We start from the raw sequence: 13,366 nt of genomic DNA, 5'->3' as shown, positions 1-13,366 counted from the left end.
GCGCTTACGCGCCGCGCAGCGACTTCAGCCGGTGCGAGAACTTCTGCCGGAACTTCGCGAGCTTCGGCCCGATCACGACCGAGCAATAGCCCTGCCCCGGGTTGCGCGCGTAATAGTTCTGGTGATAGTCCTCCGCCGGCCAGTAGTTGCCGTCGAGCGGCACGACCTGCGTGACGATCGGCTGGCCGAACACCTGTTCGCGCTCGAGTTCGCGGATCACGTCGAGCGCGGTGTCGCGCTGCGCATCCGAATGCGTGAACACGACCGACCGGTACTGCGTGCCGACGTCGTTGCCCTGCCGGTTCAACTGGGTCGGATCGTGCGTCGCGAAGAAGATCTCGAGGATCTCGCGATAGCCGATGCGCGCCGGATCGAACGTCACGTTGACGACTTCCGCGTGGCCCGTGTCGCCTTCGCAGATGTCGCGATAGCCGGGATTGCGCGTATGGCCGCCCGCGTAACCCGACTGGACGGCCGTCACGCCGTCGACGTCGAGAAACACGGCCTCCGTGCACCAGAAACACCCGCCTCCGAGCGTCGCGGTTTCAAGCATCTCGTTCCCCATGAAATCAGTCCCTCGTGGATGACGGCAGTTGGCACGCAGGCGCCGGCGCCATCGTTTCGCGTCGCCGTCGCCCGCCCGCGACGCGGACGGCAACGGCACTTCGTCAAGTATCTCACTCGCGCGCGAACCTGGCAGATCGGCCAGGCGCCGCACGCGACCCGCCGCGGATTTCTCGTCTACACTTAGGCACGCGCACGCGACGGCCAACCCGTCGCGCACGCGCAGCGTCCGATGCATGCCCGCCCCCGATGCCAACCCCATCTGCCGGAACATCGATATGCACGCCTTAACAGACATCGCCTGCGTCGCGGGCCCGGTCGCCGATACGTCGATCGCGCCATCGCGATCGCGCGTACCCGTTTCACCGCGGGCGCCGCGCGACAGCCTTTCGCCTTTTCCCGCTTTCACGACCTGATGCACGGCATCGCGCGCGCCGCCGACGCGTGCCGGCTCGCCGAGCGTGCCGCCTGCATGATGCGCGTCGCGCGGCAATCGCAGCCCGCACGCCCGCAACGGACGACGGCCGTGCGCCCACGATCCGACACCATCGAGAGGACATCACCATGAGCATGCGGCCCGACCCGACGTTTCACGCTTCGCCCGAGCTCGCGATGCAGGCGCCGGCCGAAGCATTCGCGTATACGTTGTTGCTGAGCCCCGATTTTTCGAGACCCGACGCGCTCGCCGTGATCGACGTGAAGCCCGGTTCGTCGACGTACGGCAAGATCGTGCATACGGTGACGATGCCGAACACCGGCGACGAGTTTCACCACTTCGGCTGGAATGCGTGTTCGTCGTCGCTGTCGCCGCTCACCGGCCATGCGTTCCTCGAGCGCCGGTTCCTGATCATCCCCGGCCTGCGCTCGTCGCGCATCTACGTGATCGATACGAAGCCGCATCCGACGCAGGCACGCATCCACAAGATCATCGAGCCCGACGAGATCTTCGCGAAGACCGGCTACTCGCGGCCGCACACCGTGCATTGCGGCCCCGAGGGCATCTACGTGAGCACGCTCGGCGGCGCGGGCAAGGACGGCACCGACGGCGCGCCCGGCATCTTCATCATGGATTGCGAGACCTTCGACGTGCTCGGCCGCTGGGAGATCGACCGCGGCCCGCAGGACAAGCATTACGACTTCTGGTGGAACCTGCCGCGCGACTACATGGTGTCGAGCGAATGGGCGCTGCCGCCGCAATTCGAGAACGGGATCGTCCCCGAGGATCTGCTCGCGAACAAGTACGGGCACCGGCTGCATTTCTGGGACCTGCGCGCGCGACGCAACGTGCAGACGATCGATCTCGGCGCGCAGCACCAGATGGCGCTGGAGGTGCGGCCCGCGCACGACCCGGTGCGCGAATACGGATTCGTCGGCGTCGTGGTCGATACGACCAACCTCGAAGGTTCGATCTGGACCTGGTGGCGCGAAGGCGGCAAGTTCCATGCGAAGAAGACCGCGACGATCCCGGCCGAGCCGGCCGCCGCCGACGCGTTGCCGCCGCTGCTGCAAGGATTCGGCGCGGTGCCGCCGCTCGTGACCGACATCGACCTGTCGCTCGACGACCGGTTCCTGTACGTGTCGTGCTGGGGCACCGGCGAAATGCGCCAGTACGACGTGTCGGATCCGCACAACCCGGTGCTGGCCGGGTCGGTACGCATCGGCGGCATCGCGCGCCGGGCGCCGCACCCGAACGGCCGCACGTTCGCGGGCGGCCCGCAGATGGTCGAGATCAGCCGCGACGGCCGGCGCGTGTACTGGACCAACTCGCTCTATTCGACGTGGGACGATCAGTTCTATCCGGACGGCGTGCCGGCCGCGCAGGTGCTCGCGCACGCGGGGCCGGACGGCGGGCTGACGCTCGCCGACGACTACTGGGTCGAATTCCCCGACGGTTACCGCGCGCACCAGATCCGGCTCGAAGGCGGCGACTGCTCGACCGATTCGTTCTGCTATCCGTCGGTCAAGCGTTGAGCGCCGGCCTTCACGTGCCGTTCGCGTGGTGGGCGGCCGTGCTCGCGAGCGGCGTCTATCACGGGCTGAACCCGGCGATGGGCTGGCCGCTCGCGGTGTCGAACGCGCTGATGACGCGCCGCGGCGCCGCGCTCGTCGCCGCGCTCGGCTATCTCGCGATCGGTCACGCGCTCGCCGTCTTCGCGGTGATGCTGCCGTTCGGGCTGCTTGCGGCGCTGCTCGCCTGGCAGTCGGCGATCCGGATCGGCGCGAGCGCACTCGTGATCGGCTTCGGCGCAGGGCTGCTGATCCGGCGCCGGCATCCGCGGGCGCTCGCGCGGATTCCGCCGGCGCGGCTCGGCCTGTGGTCGTTCGCGGTCGCGCTCGCGCACGGCGCGGGGCTGATGCTGGTGCCAATCTACCTCGGCCTGTGCGGGCTCGACCGGGATGCCGGCCATCGCGCGGCCGCGGCGCTCGTCGATGCGCATCTCGGCATGGCGCTCGTCGTCGCGGCCGTGCACGCGGCCGCGATGATCGCCGCCGGCGGCGGGCTCGCGTGGCTCGTGTACCGCTATCTCGGGCTGAAGTTCGTGTCGCGGAGCTGGTTCAATCTGGATGCGGTATGGGCGTCGAGCCTGATCGTGACGGGCGCGTTGTCGCTCGGACTGGCGGCGGCGCGATAGCACGGGCGGCGATGCCGGGCGGGACGGCACGGCGTCGGCATGAACGGCGGCACCGCTGAAAAACGCGACAGAACGGCGCCGCCGACCGCGCACCGCAGTGTTCGCTACGTCACCCTGCCGTCGCGCTGCGCCGCCCGAGCGGGCCCGGCGGCCCCGATTCCGCTAAAATCGGGCCATGCGCACCCCTTCTTCATCGACCGCTTCGTCGCCTTTCGTCCGCCACGCCCGTCACACCCGTGGCGTGTCGCGCCCGCCCGTCCCGTTCCGGATGGCTGCCCGATGAGCCACGCCAATCCACCGGATTTCGACTCGGCCGCCTTCCGGCAGGCGCTCGGCCAGTTCGCGACGGGCGTGACGGTGATCACGACGCAGGCGCCGTCCGGGCAGCTGATCGGCATCACCGCCAGCTCGTTCAATTCGGTGTCGCTCGATCCGCCGCTCGTGCTGTGGAGCCTCGCGCACAAATCGGCGTCGACGCCCGTGTTCCGCGGCAACAGCCATTACGTGGTGAACGTGCTCGCGGCGTCGCAGCTCGACCTGTGCAAACGCTTCTCGACCTACAAGGGCGACCGCTTCGAAGGGATCGCGCACGCGGCCGGCAACTCGGGAATGCCCGTGCTCGACGGCGCGCTCGCGTGGTTCGAATGCCACAACCGCAGCCGCTACGACGAAGGCGACCACGTGATCTTCGTCGGCGAAGTGGAACGCTGCGGCGTGCGCGCGGTATCGGAAACGGCACCGCCACTCGTGTTCCACGGCGGCGGCTTCCACGGCCTCACACCGCTTTGATCGCCCCCGTGCGCGCCAGGCCGACCGGCGCGCCGGCTTCGTCCTTCAGCGTCTGCAGCACGATGTTCGAACGGATGTCCATCACGCCCGGCGCCTTGTAGAGCCGGTTCAGCACGAAATCCGAATAGTGCTTGAGGTTGTGCGCGAGCACGCGCAGCAGATAGTGGCTCTCGCCCGTCACGACGAACGCGCCGACCACCTCCGGCCATTCGCGCAGCGCTTCCGCGAAGCGCTCGTGCCATTGATTCTCTTCGTTGCGCATCGACACCTGCACGAACGCCTCGAGCTCGAAGCCGAGCTTCTCGCGGCTCAGGCACGCGCGATAGTGCTCGATCACGCCCTGCTCCTCGAGCAGACGCATGCGGCGCAGGCAGGCGGATGGCGAAAGCGAGATGCGTTCGGCCAGGTCGAGATTGCTGATTCTGCCCTCCTCCTGCAGTACCGCCAGAATCCGGCAGTCGGTGGCATCGAGCGTGATCGCGTGCATTTTTGGTCCCCGTTTTCCCTCTGAGTCGAATTATCTGCCAATCCGGCGGATTGTCCATGTTTATTTCGCAAGCACTTTCTGCGAGTGTCCACCTATCATTCGAAGGATCGACTCACGATTCGTCATGCCATGGACACACTCTGGGACATCTCGCCGCCCGTCAGCCCCGCCACCCCCGTGTGGCCGGGCGATACGCCGGTTTCCGTCGAACGCGTGTGGCGGATGGAGGCCGGTTCGCCGGTCAACGTCGCACGCCTGACGCTGTCGCCGCACACGGGCGCGCACTGCGACGCGCCGCTGCACTACGACGCTGACGGCGCGCCGATCGGCGCGGTGCCGCTCGACACCTATCTCGGCCCGTGCCGCGTGATCCATTGCATCGGCGCATCGCCGGTCGTGCGGCCGGCCGACGTCGCGGCCGCGCTCGACGGCGTGCCGCCGCGCGTGCTGCTGCGCACGTACGAGCGCGCCAGCGTCGAGCAATGGGACAGCGATTTCTGCGCGGTCGCGCCCGACACCGTCGACCTGCTCGCCGCGCACGGCGTGACGCTGATCGGCATCGATACACCGTCGCTCGATCCGCAGGAATCGAAGACGATGGATGCGCATCGCCGCGTGCGCGCGCACCGGATGGCGATCCTCGAAGGGATCGTGCTCGACGACGTGCCGGCCGGCGACTACGAACTGATCGCGCTGCCGCTGAAATTCGCGACGCTCGACGCGAGCCCCGTGCGCGCGGTGCTGCGCGCACTGCCCGCGCGGGCTTCCTCGCACGCTTCCTGATTACCCGACCTACGACCCCCATCATGATGATCAAGACCCGTGAAGACGCGCTCGCGCTCGACCGCGACGACCCGCTCGCCCCGCTGCGCGACCAGTTCTCGCTGCCCGACGGCGTGATCTACCTCGACGGCAACTCGCTCGGCGCGCAGCCGCGCGCGTCGGCTTCCCGTGCGCAGCAGGTGATCGGCGCCGAATGGGGCGAAGGCCTGATCCGCAGCTGGAACACGGCAGGCTGGTTCGCGCTGCCGCGCCGCCTCGGCGACAAGCTCGCGACGCTGATCGGCGGCGCGCCCGGCGAGACGGTCGTCACCGACACCATCTCGATCAACCTGTTCAAGCTGCTGTCGGCGATGCTGCGCCACCAGGCCGAGCGTGCGCCCGAGCGCCGCGTGATCGTGTCGGAGCGTTCGAACTTCCCGACCGACCTGTACATCGCGCAAGGGCTGATCGAGCAGCTCGGCGGCCATTACGAGCTGCGCCTGATCGACGATCCGGCCGACCTGCCCGACGCGCTCGGCGCCGACACGGCCGTCGCGATGATCACGCACGTGAACTACCGCACCGGCTACATGCACGACATGCCGGCCGTCACGCAGCTCGTGCACGACGCGGGCGCGCTGATGCTGTGGGATCTCGCGCACTCGGCCGGCGCGGTGCCGGTCGACCTGAACGGCGCACGCGCGGACGGCGCGGTCGGCTGCACGTACAAGTACCTGAACGGCGGCCCCGGCTCGCCCGCGTTCGTGTGGGTGCCGCAACGCCATCTCGCGCAGTTCTCGCAGCCGCTGTCGGGCTGGTGGGGCCATCGCGCGCCGTTCGCGATGCAGCCGGGCTTCGCGCCCGATCCGGGCATCGCGCGCTTCCTGTGCGGCACGCAGCCGATCGTGTCGATGTCGATGGTCGAATGCGGGCTCGACGTATTCCTGCAGACCGACATGCAGACGATCCGCCGCAAGTCGCTCGCGCTGACCGACGCGTTCATCGCGCTCGTCGAGGAACGCTGCGCGGGCCTGTCGCTGAAGCTCGTCACGCCGCGCGCGCATCACCAGCGCGGCTCGCAGGCGAGCTTCGAGCATCCGCACGGCTACGAAGTGATGCAGGCGCTGATCGCGCGCGGCGTGATCGGCGACTACCGCGAGCCGTACGTGCTGCGCTTCGGCTTCACGCCGCTCTATACGCGCTTCGCCGACGTATGGGATGCGGTCGAGACGCTGCGCGACATCCTCGCCACCGACGCGTGGAAGGCGCCCGAGTTCGCCGAACGCGGCGCGGTGACCTGACCGGTTCTGCACGGCGCGCCGCAGTTGCATGCGGCGCGCGCGCCGCGCATTCGTCATTCAAATCTGGAGAAAGTCGTGAATTCTGGTCATATGCAGCCCCCCGGCGGCGACGCGCCGGCTGGCTGTCCGTTCTCGGGCGCACGCGCCGCCCAGCCGGCGCAAGCCGCGCACGAAGCGCCGCACGTGCCGGGCGACGCCGCCGAAGGCGGCTGGCACGACGCGCAGCTCGATTTCTCGAAGTCGATGAGCTATGGCGACTACCTGTCGCTGAACGCGATCCTCGACGCGCAGCATCCGCTGTCGCCCGATCACAACGAGATGCTGTTCATCATCCAGCATCAGACGAGCGAGCTGTGGATGAAGCTCGCACTGTTCGAGCTGCGCGGCGCGCTCGATGCGGTGCGCACCGACGCGCTGCCGCCCGCGTTCAAGATGCTCGCGCGCGTGTCGCGCATCCTCGAGCAACTGGTGCAGGCGTGGAACGTGCTGTCGACGATGACGCCGTCCGAGTATTCGGCGATGCGGCCGTATCTCGGCCAGTCGTCGGGCTTCCAGTCGTATCAGTATCGCCAGCTCGAATTCCTGCTCGGCAACAAGAACGCGCAGATGCTGCAGCCGCATGCGCACCGGCCCGATATCCTCGAACAGGTGCGCGCGACGCTCGAGGCACCGTCGTTCTACGACGAGGTCGTGCGCCTGCTCGCGCGACGCGGGTTCCCGATCGCGCCGGAGCGGCTCGATCGCGACTGGACGCAGCCGATGCGTCACGACGAAACGGTCGAAGCCGCGTGGCTCGAGGTCTATCGTCATCCGCAGCAGCACTGGGAACTGTACGAGATGGCCGAGGAACTGGTCGATCTCGAGGACGCGTTCCGCCAGTGGCGCTTCCGTCACGTGACGACGGTGGAACGCATCATCGGCTTCAAGCAGGGCACCGGCGGCACGAGCGGCGCGCCGTACCTGCGCAAGATGCTCGACGTCGTGCTGTTCCCCGAACTCTGGCACGTGCGCACCACGCTGTAACGCCCGTCGCGCGGGCGCCGTCACGACGACGTCCGCGCGAGCTCCTCCCCTTCGCGCGGCGGCGCATGCGCGCGCGACAGCCGCGGAATGTGCCGCCGCACCGCGAGCAGCGCGACGCAGACCACGCCCATCGCAACGGCCAGCATCGTCAGGTAGGCGCCCGCGCCGCCCGCCGTGATCACGATCGCGCCCGCGAACGCGCTGAGGATCGCGCCGAGCCGGCCGAACGCGAGCGCACTCGCGGTGCCCGTCGCGCGCACGGCCGTCGGGTAGATGTACGCGCACAGCGCATACATCGTCGACTGCACCGCGTTGACGAACAGCCCGTGCAAGCCGAGCCCGACGATCAGCCAGCCCGTATGGCGGCTCGCATCGACGCCCATCAGCCACACCGCGCTCGCCGCGCCGCCGATGCTGCACAGCGCGAGCGGCCAGCGCGACCCCGCATGCGCGATCGCCCACGCGCACAGCAGCGCGCCGACCACGCCGCCGAGGTTGTACGCGGTGAGTCCCGAGCCCGCGACCGACACGCTCAACCCGCTCGCCGCGAGCATCGTCGGCAGCCAGCTGAATGCCGCGTACACGGCGAGCAGGCACATGAAGAACGCGCACCACAGCGCGATCGTGTCGCGCGCGTGGCCGCTCGCGAACAGTGCGCCGAAGCCGCCGCGGCTACCGGGCGCGCGGGCGTCCTTCGTATCGGTGAACACGGTGCCGGGCGCGACCGGCCGCTGCATTCGCGCGAGCAGCGCGCCGAGTTCCGGCCAGCGTGCGGGGCGCCGCGCGAGATAGCGCGGCGATTCGGGCAACGCACGCACGAGCACGAAGCCGAACACGAGCGGCAGCGCACCGCCCGCGAAGAACAGCCCGCGCCAGCCGTAGCGCGGCAGCACCTCGTGCGCGAACAGGCCGGCCAGCATGCCGCCGAGCGGCACGCAGACGATCGTCGCGGTCACCATCATCGTGCGGCGCCGCGCGGGCGTGTATTCGGCGGTCATCGTGGTGGCCGTCGGCAGCGCGCCGCCGATCCCGAGCCCGGCGCAAAAGCGCAGCATCGCGATCGTCGCGACGTCGGGCGCGAAGCCGATCGCGCAGGTCGCGATGCCGAACAGGAACACGCTGCCGATCACGGCCTGGCGGCGGCCGAAGCGATCCGCGACGATCCCCGCGCACGCGCTGCCGATACCCATTCCGATCAGCCCCGCCGCGACGGCCGGCGCGAACGCGCCGCGCGTGATGCCCCATTCGCGGATCAGCACGGGAATCGCGAAACCGATCAGTTGGCCGTCGAAGCCGTCGAGCACGATCGCGAGCGCGGCGAGCAGCACCACGCCGCGCTGCATCGCCGTGAACGGCCCGTCGTCGAGCGTCGTGCCGACGTCGACCGACGGCGGCAGCCGTCCGTCCAGTGGGTCGCGCGTGCTCATGCGACCTCCCGGGCGCCGCACGTCGGCGGCAACGTGCGCGAACGGCGCGCGGCAAGACAACGGTATTCGATGGCTTTCATGGCGTCTCCTGTTGTCCGGGCTGGCGCACACGCGTGCCCGGATCTCGTGCTGCGCAGTCGGCCGGCGCGCATGCATCGGCGCCGGCGTCCTGTCCTGCCCTTTACGATCCGACGCCATCGTCCCGCGTACGCGGCATCCGTATCGTCACGCGGCGCCAGCCGGCCGCCGGCCTGCTGCTCAGTTCGTCCGTGCGTCGATCAGCCGGACGAGCGCGAGCAGCGTCTCGGCATGCGGCACCGCGACGCCCGCTTCGCGCGCGGCCGCGACGACCTTGCCGTTGATCGCGTCGATCTCGGTGCGGCGGCCCGCGAGCACGTCCTGCAGCATCGACGGACGATGGCCGCGATGCTCGCGGATCGCATGCTCGACGTTACGCGCAATGCGTTCGCCGTCGACCGCGATGCCCCTCGCGCGCGCGACGGCGGCGGTCTCGGCCGCGATCGCCAGCGCGAGCCGCGGACCGTCGTGACGATGGCCGAGCTGGTCGACGGTGCAGCCCGTCGCCGCACACAGCGGGTTGAGCGCCGCATTGAACGCGACCTTCTCCCAGATCGCGGCCCACACGTCGGGATCGAGCGTGCACGCGAGCCCCGCGCGCGACAACGCATCGGCCACGGCCGTCGCGAACGGGCGCGCCACGCCGTCGGCCGTCATCATGCGGATCGTGCCGGCGCCGTGCGAGCGCACGTGCGCGTGGCCGGCCGCATCGGCCGGCCACGTCGTCACGCCGACCAGGATGCGCTCGAGCGGGACGAACGCATTCAGCGTCTCGACGTTGCCGAGCCCGTTCTGCAGCGTCAGCACGAACGTGCCCGCCGTCAGCAGCGCGCGCACGCCGTCGAGCGCCGCCCGCGTGTGCAGCGATTTCGTGAAAACGATCAGCAGGTCGAACGGTGTGTCGGGCGCGGCGGCCGCGTGCGCATTCGCGGCCTCCGGCCGCACGGCCTGCAGCGAGCGGATGCGCCGCTCGCCGCGATCGTCGTCGATGCGCAACCCGTCGCGACGGATCGTATCGAGATGCGTATCGTTCACGTCGATCAGCGTGACGGCTTCGCCGCTTTCGGCGAGCCGCCCGCCGAACAGCGAGCCCATCGCGCCCGCGCCCAGAATCGCGATTCTCATCGTCGGCGGCCTCGTCAGAACGGATAGTGGCGCGGCGCCGTCTGCACGGTGATCCAGCGCAGGTCGGTGAACGCGGCGATGCCGGCCTGGCCGCCGAAGTGGCCGAAGCCGCTGTCCTTCACGCCGCCGAACGGCATCTGTGCTTCGTCGTGCACGGTCGGGCCGTTCACGTGACAGATGCCCGATTCGATGCGCGCGGCGACACGCAGCGCCCGCGCGACGTCGCGGCTGAACACGGCCGACGCCAGCCCGAACGCGTTGTCGTTCGCGCAGCGGATCGCGGCGTCCTCGCCGTCGACGCGCACGATGCCCTTCACCGGGCCGAACGATTCTTCCGCATAGACGCGCATCGCCGGCGTCACGTGATCGAGCAGCGTCGCGGGAAACAGCGTGCTGTCGGCCTTGCCGCCGCACAGCAGCGTCGCGCCGTGCGCGAGCGCGTCGTCGATCAGCGCGTTGCAGCGCTCGACGGCCTTCGCGTCGATCAGCGAACCGAGCACGACGGGCCCGTGGCGCGGGTCGCCGAGCGGCAGCGATGCAGCCTTGGCGGCGAGCTTCGCGACGAATGCATCGGCGATCGATGCGTCGACGACGATGCGCTCGGTCGACATGCAGATCTGCCCGGAATTCGCGAATGCGCCGAATGCGGCCGCGGCGACCGCCGCGTCGAGATCGGCATCGTCGAGCACGACGAACGGCGCCTTGCCGCCGAGTTCCAGCACCGACGGTTTCAGATGGCGCGCGCAGGCTTCGGCGACGATCCGCCCGACTCGCGTCGAGCCGGTGAAATTCACGCGGCGCACGGCCGGATGCGCGATCAACGCGTCGACGACGGCGCCCGCATCGTCGGGCGCGTTCGTCACGAAGTTGACGACGCCCGGCGGCAGCCCGGCTTCCTGCAGCGCCTCGACGACCAGCCCGTGCGTGACGGGGCACAGTTCCGAGCCTTTCAGCACGGCCGTGTTGCCGCATGCGAGCGGCAGCGCGAGCGCGCGCGTCGCGAGAATCACCGGCGCATTCCACGGCGCGATGCCGAGCACGACGCCGGCCGGCTGCCGCACGCCCATCGCGAGCGAGCCGGGCACGTCGGACGGGATCAGCGCGCCGCCGACCTGCGTGGTGAGCGACGCCGCCTCGACGAGCCCGCTCGCCGCGAGCTTCACGTTGAAGCCGGCCCACAGCGCGGAGGCGCCCGTCTCGGCCGCCATCGCGGCGACGAACTGCTCGTGTTTCGCTTCGAGCGCGGCGGCCGCCTTCAGCAGCCATGCGCGTCGCGCGCCGGGGCCGAGCGCGGCCCATTCGGGAAACGCACGGGCGGCCGCGTCGGCCGCCGCGCGCGCATCGTCGACGGTGCCCGCGGGCGCGGCCGACGCGATTTCGCCGTCGAGCGGGTTGCGGCGCACGAAGGTCGCGCCGCTGGACGAGTGGCGGCGTTCGCCGCCGATCAGCATCGCTACGGTTTGCATGGCATCTCCGGAAAGACGCGCGCGGCGCGTCAGGCAATCTCGACTTCGACGACGACCGGCGTCGCGGCCCGCAGCGCGTCGGTCAGCGTGTCGCGCAGGCGGGCGGCATCGGCGACGCGCACGCCGCGGCAGCCCATCCCTTGCGCGAGCGCGACGAAATCCAGGTCGGGCAGATCGGTGCCCTGCACCGGGTCGCCCGGGCCGAAACCGAACACGGGCGCGAAATCCTGCAGCGCCGCGTAACGCCGGTTGTTCAGGATCACGAACGTGATCGGCAGCTTCAGTTGCGCGGCGCTCCACAGCGCCTGGATCGAGTACAGGCTCGAGCCGTCGCCGATCAGCCCGATCACGCGCCGGCCCGGCTGCGCGAGCGCGACGCCGACAGCGGCCGGCATCCCGTAACCCAGGCCGCCGCTGTCCATCGTGTAGAACGTGCCGCTGCGCGTGAACGGCAGATGTTCCTGCATCACCGACCGCGCGCTCGGCGCCTCCTCGACGACGATGTCCTGCGCGTCGCGCACGTCGGCGAGCGTCTGCAGCGCGAACGCGACCGACATGCGCTCGCCGGCGGCGGGCGTGTCGACACGGACGTGCGGCGGGCGCGGCGCGGGCATCGGCCGCTCGGGCGGCGCGGGCCGCGCGAGCAGATCGCGCGCGGCGAGCCGCAGGTTGCCGACGACCGCATCGCCCGACGGCGTCCACGCGGCGACGCCGGGATCGTCGACGAGCTGCACGAGCGTCGCGCCCGGCGGCACGTGCGGACCGAAGCCTTCGATGTGATACGTGAACGCGGGCGCGCCGAACGCGAACACGAGATCGTGCCCGGCGAGCCGCGCGACGATCTTCTCGCGGATCGCGGGCAGGAAGCCGGCGAACAGTGGATGGTCCTCGGGAAAGCTGCAGCGCCCCGACATCGGCGCGACGTACACGCGCGCACGGTGCCGCTCGGCGAGACGCACGGCGTCGTCCCAGGCCCCCGCGCGATCGACGGCCGCGCCGACCACGAACGCCGGGCGCCGCGCGGCATCGAGCGCGTCGCCGAGCCGGGCGAGCGCGTCGGGATCGGGCCGCACGATGCGGCTGACGTCGCGCCGCGGCAGCCGTTCGGCCGGCTGGTCCCAGTCGTCGACCGGGATCGACACGAACACGGGGCCGCGCGGCTCCTGCATCGCGATGCGGTACGCACGCGCGATCGCGGCCGGCACGTCCTGCGCGCGAGCGGGCTCGATGCTCCATTTCACGTACGGCTTCGGCAGTTCGGCGGCCTGCGTCGCGCCGAGGAACGGATCGAACGGCAGAATCGCGCGCGCCTGCTGGCCGGCGGTGACGATCAGCGGCGTGCGGTTCTTGAACGCGGTAAACAGATTGCCCATCGCGTTGCCGACACCCGCCGCCGAATGCAGGTTGACGACCGCCGCATTGCCGGTGGCTTGCGCATGGCCGTCGGCCATCCCGACCACGACGGCTTCGTGCAGGCCGAGCACGTAGCGGAAATCATCGGGAAAGTCGCGGAACATCGGCAGCTCGGTCGAGCCGGGATTGCCGAACACGCGGTCGATCCCGAACTGGCGGAGCAAGTCGATCACCGCATCGCGAACGGTGATCGATGCAGCGGAAAGGGGTGAATGGCCGGACATGCTCGGCGCTCCTCGATGGCTTGGCGGTTTCCACAGTATCGAAGCGCAAGCCATTCACCGATACTGTATTTTCT

At 70.0% G+C, this 13,366-nt stretch carries 12 protein-coding genes; 6 read left to right on the top strand and 6 right to left on the bottom strand.

The window, feature by feature from the left end:
- Positions 1 to 4: 4 nt before the first annotated feature.
- Positions 5 to 565: a peptide-methionine (S)-S-oxide reductase MsrA gene (gene msrA, locus WS96_RS16160; protein WP_059578436.1), complete on the bottom strand. Its 561-nt coding sequence runs from the start codon at positions 563 to 565 to the stop codon at positions 5 to 7.
- A gap of 563 nt (positions 566 to 1,128) precedes the next feature.
- On the opposite strand from msrA, the gene WS96_RS16155 reads away from it, so the two are divergent.
- The 3 genes from WS96_RS16155 to WS96_RS16145 all read left to right on the top strand — a co-directional run bounded on the left by WS96_RS16155 (position 1,129) and on the right by WS96_RS16145 (position 3,986).
- Positions 1,129 to 2,535, top strand: a complete 1,407-nt coding sequence (locus WS96_RS16155; RefSeq protein WP_059833769.1) for a selenium-binding protein SBP56-related protein — start codon at positions 1,129 to 1,131, stop codon at positions 2,533 to 2,535.
- A complete protein-coding gene (locus WS96_RS16150) occupies positions 2,532 to 3,197 on the top strand; it encodes a hypothetical protein (protein ID WP_059833768.1) in 666 nt (221 codons plus the stop codon). The genes WS96_RS16155 and WS96_RS16150 overlap by 4 nt, the downstream gene beginning before the upstream one ends.
- A gap of 279 nt (positions 3,198 to 3,476) precedes the next feature.
- Positions 3,477 to 3,986 (top strand): flavin reductase family protein, encoded by a 510-nt coding sequence (locus WS96_RS16145; protein WP_034208238.1) that lies wholly within the window; start codon positions 3,477 to 3,479, stop codon positions 3,984 to 3,986.
- On the opposite strand, the gene WS96_RS16140 is transcribed toward WS96_RS16145, so the two are convergent.
- The gene (locus tag WS96_RS16140) at positions 3,973 to 4,473 is read right to left on the bottom strand and encodes an Lrp/AsnC family transcriptional regulator (RefSeq protein ID WP_006477992.1); all 501 of its coding nucleotides are present in this window, start codon (positions 4,471 to 4,473) and stop codon (positions 3,973 to 3,975) included. The genes WS96_RS16145 and WS96_RS16140 overlap by 14 nt on opposite strands.
- A gap of 129 nt (positions 4,474 to 4,602) precedes the next feature.
- Between WS96_RS16140 and kynB the strand changes: the two genes are divergently transcribed.
- The 3 genes from kynB to kynA all read left to right on the top strand — a co-directional run bounded on the left by kynB (position 4,603) and on the right by kynA (position 7,559).
- Positions 4,603 to 5,256 (top strand): arylformamidase, encoded by a 654-nt coding sequence (gene kynB / locus WS96_RS16135; protein ID WP_059833766.1) that lies wholly within the window; start codon positions 4,603 to 4,605, stop codon positions 5,254 to 5,256.
- 26 nt (positions 5,257 to 5,282) lie between these two features.
- A complete protein-coding gene (kynU, locus tag WS96_RS16130; RefSeq protein WP_373557897.1) occupies positions 5,283 to 6,536 on the top strand; it encodes a kynureninase in 1,254 nt (417 codons plus the stop codon).
- Between the two features lie 90 nt (positions 6,537 to 6,626).
- Positions 6,627 to 7,559, top strand: coding sequence for a tryptophan 2,3-dioxygenase (kynA, locus tag WS96_RS16125; protein WP_059833762.1), 933 nt, complete (start codon positions 6,627 to 6,629; stop codon positions 7,557 to 7,559).
- Between the two features lie 20 nt (positions 7,560 to 7,579).
- On the opposite strand, the gene WS96_RS16120 is transcribed toward kynA, so the two are convergent.
- The 4 genes from WS96_RS16120 to mdlC form a co-directional block, all read right to left on the bottom strand.
- Positions 7,580 to 8,986, bottom strand: coding sequence for an MFS transporter (locus WS96_RS16120; RefSeq protein WP_059833760.1), 1,407 nt, complete (start codon positions 8,984 to 8,986; stop codon positions 7,580 to 7,582).
- A gap of 258 nt (positions 8,987 to 9,244) precedes the next feature.
- On the bottom strand, positions 9,245 to 10,189 hold the full coding sequence (locus tag WS96_RS16115; RefSeq protein WP_059833758.1) for a ketopantoate reductase family protein: 945 nt from the start codon (positions 10,187 to 10,189) through the stop codon (positions 9,245 to 9,247).
- Positions 10,190 to 10,203: 14 nt separating this feature from the next.
- Positions 10,204 to 11,655: an aldehyde dehydrogenase family protein gene (locus tag WS96_RS16110; protein ID WP_059833757.1), complete on the bottom strand. Its 1,452-nt coding sequence runs from the start codon at positions 11,653 to 11,655 to the stop codon at positions 10,204 to 10,206.
- Between the two features lie 29 nt (positions 11,656 to 11,684).
- The gene (gene mdlC / locus WS96_RS16105) at positions 11,685 to 13,292 is read right to left on the bottom strand and encodes a benzoylformate decarboxylase (RefSeq protein ID WP_059833755.1); all 1,608 of its coding nucleotides are present in this window, start codon (positions 13,290 to 13,292) and stop codon (positions 11,685 to 11,687) included.
- Between the last annotated feature and the right edge of the window lie 74 nt (positions 13,293 to 13,366).

It is taken from the genome of Burkholderia sp. MSMB1835, assembly GCF_001526365.1.
Lineage (GTDB): Bacteria > Pseudomonadota > Gammaproteobacteria > Burkholderiales > Burkholderiaceae > Burkholderia.
The sequence above is the reverse complement of the archived record's forward strand: the minus strand, read 5'-3'. Positions and strand labels throughout refer to the sequence as shown.

What these genes read in the sequence shown, in the direction of transcription:
- msrA (WP_059578436.1), bottom strand. Translation starts at nt 565, where the DNA reads ATGGGGAACGAGATGCTTGAAACCGCGACGCTCGGAGGCGGGTGTTTC.
- WS96_RS16155 (WP_059833769.1), top strand. Translation starts at nt 1,129, where the DNA reads ATGAGCATGCGGCCCGACCCGACGTTTCACGCTTCGCCCGAGCTCGCG.
- WS96_RS16145 (WP_034208238.1), top strand. Translation starts at nt 3,477, where the DNA reads ATGAGCCACGCCAATCCACCGGATTTCGACTCGGCCGCCTTCCGGCAG.
- WS96_RS16140 (WP_006477992.1), bottom strand. Translation starts at nt 4,473, where the DNA reads ATGCACGCGATCACGCTCGATGCCACCGACTGCCGGATTCTGGCGGTA.
- kynB (WP_059833766.1), top strand. Translation starts at nt 4,603, where the DNA reads ATGGACACACTCTGGGACATCTCGCCGCCCGTCAGCCCCGCCACCCCC.
- kynU (WP_373557897.1), top strand. Translation starts at nt 5,283, where the DNA reads ATGATCAAGACCCGTGAAGACGCGCTCGCGCTCGACCGCGACGACCCG.
- kynA (WP_059833762.1), top strand. Translation starts at nt 6,627, where the DNA reads ATGCAGCCCCCCGGCGGCGACGCGCCGGCTGGCTGTCCGTTCTCGGGC.
- WS96_RS16120 (WP_059833760.1), bottom strand. Translation starts at nt 8,986, where the DNA reads ATGAGCACGCGCGACCCACTGGACGGACGGCTGCCGCCGTCGGTCGAC.
- WS96_RS16115 (WP_059833758.1), bottom strand. Translation starts at nt 10,189, where the DNA reads ATGAGAATCGCGATTCTGGGCGCGGGCGCGATGGGCTCGCTGTTCGGC.
- WS96_RS16110 (WP_059833757.1), bottom strand. Translation starts at nt 11,655, where the DNA reads ATGCAAACCGTAGCGATGCTGATCGGCGGCGAACGCCGCCACTCGTCC.
- mdlC (WP_059833755.1), bottom strand. Translation starts at nt 13,292, where the DNA reads ATGTCCGGCCATTCACCCCTTTCCGCTGCATCGATCACCGTTCGCGAT.